This window comes from Mesorhizobium sp. M7A.F.Ca.CA.002.04.1.1 (genome assembly GCF_004022805.1).
Classification (GTDB): Bacteria; Pseudomonadota; Alphaproteobacteria; order Rhizobiales; family Rhizobiaceae; genus Mesorhizobium; species Mesorhizobium ciceri.
Genome location: NZ_RZPL01000638.1, coordinates 1 through 3,365, shown reverse-complemented (window position 1 = coordinate 3,365; position 3,365 = coordinate 1). Strand labels below are relative to the sequence as shown.

Annotated in this window: 3 protein-coding genes and 1 pseudogene; 3 read left to right on the top strand and 1 reads right to left on the bottom strand. The window is 66.9% G+C overall.

What is annotated here, in order from left to right; genetic code table 11:
- Positions 1 to 89: 89 nt before the first annotated feature.
- On the bottom strand, positions 90 to 1,175 hold the full coding sequence (gene tsaD, locus ENZ75_RS25840) for a tRNA (adenosine(37)-N6)-threonylcarbamoyltransferase complex transferase subunit TsaD (protein WP_181172687.1): 1,086 nt from the start codon (positions 1,173 to 1,175) through the stop codon (positions 90 to 92).
- Between the two features lie 101 nt (positions 1,176 to 1,276).
- Here tsaD and hemC point away from each other — a divergent pair, with 101 nt between their 5' ends.
- The 3 genes and pseudogenes from hemC to ENZ75_RS25825 form a co-directional block, all read left to right on the top strand.
- Entirely contained in the window at positions 1,277 to 2,203 is a 927-nt protein-coding gene (hemC, locus tag ENZ75_RS25835) for a hydroxymethylbilane synthase (RefSeq protein WP_063170402.1), read from the top strand.
- Between the two features lies 1 nt (position 2,204).
- Positions 2,205 to 2,921, top strand: a complete 717-nt coding sequence (locus ENZ75_RS25830) for a uroporphyrinogen-III synthase (protein ID WP_063169517.1) — start codon at positions 2,205 to 2,207, stop codon at positions 2,919 to 2,921.
- 109 nt (positions 2,922 to 3,030) lie between these two features.
- Positions 3,031 to 3,365: pseudogene (locus tag ENZ75_RS25825) on the top strand (phage tail protein); the annotation flags it as partial.

Here is a 3,365-nt window from a genome sequence, read left to right as displayed (position 1 = left end):
GGCCAAGGCAGTGCCCCAGGCGCCGCCGCCGAGCACGGCAACGCGCCAGCCGCTTGGCGCGGTGACGTTGCCGCTCATTGCCACCTCGTTCATGCCTTGGCTCCGCGCCGGCCGGAGCCGACCATCGGCGCCGAGATGCTGTCCAGCGGCCAGCGCGAGCGCGGCACGAAATCGAAGCCGTTCTCTTGCGCCATGCCCTCGCGCAGCCGCTCGATGCCGGCCCAGGCGATCATCGCCGCATTGTCGGTGCAAAGTTTCAGTGGCGGCGCAATGAAGGTGAAGCCGGTCTCGGCGCAGAGCCGCTCCAGCATGGTCTTGATCGTGCGGTTGGCGGCGACACCACCGGCAACGACGAGGGCTGGGTTCCTGGTGCCGGGAAATGTCTCGCGAAAGCGCGTCAGCGCGCGAGAAACACGGTCGGCCAGAGCATCGGCTACGGCCCCCTGGAACGAGGCGCAGATGTCGGCGACGTCCTGGTCGCTCAGCGGCGCAATGGCGCTCGCCGCCTGGCGCACGGCGGTCTTGAGGCCGGAGAAGGAGAAGTCGGGCTGGGCCGAGCCCTTCATCGGACGCGGAAAGGCAAAGCGCGAGGCGTTGCCGGCCTGTGCCGCCTTTTCGACATTCGGTCCGCCGGGATAGGGCAGGCCAAGCATCTTGGCCGTCTTGTCGAAGGCTTCGCCGAGCGCGTCGTCGATAGTCGTTGCCCAGCGCTGGTAGCCGCCGACACCCCGCACGGCGACGATTTGCGTATGGCCGCCGGAGACCAGCAGCAAGAGATAGGGAAAGTCGAGCCCGTCGGTCAGCCTTGCGGTCAGCGCATGGCCTTCGAGGTGGTTGATGGCGATCAGCGGCTTGTTCGCCGCCGCGGCGATTGCCTTGGCGGTCATCAGCCCGACGATCAGCCCGCCGACCAGGCCGGGGCCGGCGGTGGCGGCAATCGCGTCGATATCGGCTAGCGCCGTGCCCGAATCGGCAAGCGCCGCCTCGATGATGCCGTCCAGCGCCTCGACATGGGCGCGCGCGGCGATTTCCGGCACGACGCCGCCGAAAGCGGCATGCTCCTCGATCTGGCTGAGCACGATGTTGGACAGGATTTTTGGCGCGGCGTCGCCGTCGACGGCCACCACGCTGGCGGCGGTCTCGTCACAACTCGTCTCTATGCCCAGCACGCGGATCAATTCGTCGCTGTCCCTAAAGATTGTATCATGGGGTTTTCCCCGTTAGGAGAACCCCGGAAAAGCCTCGCTTGCCGGGGGGTTATCACGGACTGCGCGCCATGCAAACAATCTTGAGAATCGGAACACGCGGCAGCCCGCTGGCGCTGGCGCAGGCGCATGAAACGCAGGCGCGGCTGATGGCCGCGCATGGCATGCCGGCGGAGGCGTTCGAGGTGGTCGTCATCTCGACCAGCGGCGACCGCATTCAGGACCGGCCGCTGTCGGAAGCCGGCGGCAAGGGCCTGTTCACCAAGGAGATCGAGGAGGCGCTGCTGGCCGGCCGGATCGACATCGCCGTGCATTCGTCGAAAGACATGCCGACGCAACTGCCCGACGGCCTCGAACTGTCGGCCTTCCTGCCGCGCGAGGACGCACGCGACGCCTTTGTCGGCAAAGCGGCGAAGACGATCGCCGAACTGCCGCGCGGGGCGAAAGTCGGCTCGTCGTCGCTACGGCGGCAAGCGCTGATCCGCCGGATGCGGCCGGATCTCGACGTGGTGATGTTCCGCGGCAATGTGCAGACGCGGCTGCGCAAGCTCGACGAAGGCGTCGCCGCCGGCACGATCCTGGCCTATGCCGGGCTGAAGCGGCTTGGGCTCGAGCATGTCGTCACCGACCTGATACCGCTCGATGTCTTCCCGCCGGCGCCGGGGCAAGGCGCGATCGGCATCGAAACCCGTATCGGCGACCGCGATGTCGAAAAGATGCTGGCGGCCGTCCATGATGTGCCGACCGGCCAGGCGCTGGCCTGCGAGCGTGCCTTCCTGGCGGCGCTCGATGGCTCCTGCCGCACGCCGATCGCCGGCTATGCGGCGATCGAGGCCGGAAAACTGTCTTTTGCCGGGCTGATCATCTCGCCCGACGGCACGCAGTCACACACGGTCGAACTGCAGGGACCGGCGCAAGACGCCGCCCGGATCGGCGGCGAAGCGGCCCGGAGCGTGCGCGCCAGGGCCGGCGAAAAGTTCTTCGACGGCTGGCTCTGAAATGCTTCGCGTCCTGGTGACCAGGCCGGAACCGGGTGCTTCGCGCACAGCGCATCGGCTGGAGGAGGCAGGTTTTCAGCCGGTTCTTTTGCCCCTGACCGAAACAAAGGCGTTGCCTGTCGCCGCCGGACTGATCCCGGACGATGCCGTCGCGGTGGCCGTCACAAGCGCCAATGCCATGCGCCATGCGCCGGAAGAAATCATCGCGACGCTCGCCGCCTTGCCTTGTCATGCCGTCGGCAGGCGGACTGCGGAAGCTGCCCGCAAAGCGGGGTTTTTGTCGGTCAGTGAAGGCCCCGGCGATGCCGAGGCGCTGGCCGACGTTCTCGCTGCCGATTTTTCTGGAAAGACGATTGTCTACCTCTGCGGGCGCGTGCGTTTTCCGGCGTTCGAACAGAGGCTCGGGACGGCGGGCGTTCGGGTCCACGCCGTCGAGACCTATGACACGCTGACAGTGGGTTATCCGGACGAAGTCACCCTCGAACGCCTGTCGGGGCAACCTGCCGACGCGGTATTGCTCTATTCAGCCAAGGCGGCGGCGGCGATGCAGATGTTGGCAAGACGGCCCGCTCTGCGCGGTCTCTTCGAAAAAACATGGGTTTTTGCGCTTTCCACGCGGATCGCCGCAGCCTTCGACGATGCCGCCGGCGAAAGGATCCGCATTGCCGCGCAACCTGACGAGGAGGCATTGCTGGCGCTTTTGCAGGCGCCGCGCTGAGCCGCGTCATCACACCGCCCCTTTTCACCGCTTGGTGATGTGCTAGACCCTTTCTGAACCATCATGCGCCGCCAGGCGTTGAGACGAAGCGAATGTGCGGAGCCCAGGCATGGTCAAGACGCCGAAGATGCGACACTCGAAAAGCCGCCGCGAGCCGGTGACCATCGATCTCGAGCCGGGCGCCGTCTCACGCATCGCCGACGAGGACGCCGCCACGCAGGAGGCGCAGACAGACGAGGCGAAGGCCGAGGAAGCAGCGAACGCTTCGCAGCCCGAGGTTCCCGAAGAGCCGGTTCATGCCGACCAGACCGATCTCGAGCCGTGGGAGCATGCCGATGGCGCCGCAGGTGCGGAAGGGCAAGCGCCGGCGCATGGCGGAGCCAAAGCCGCCGAGCCAGAGCTGCCTTATCCCGGTTCGGATGCGCCGCCCAACCGCGCCAAAAC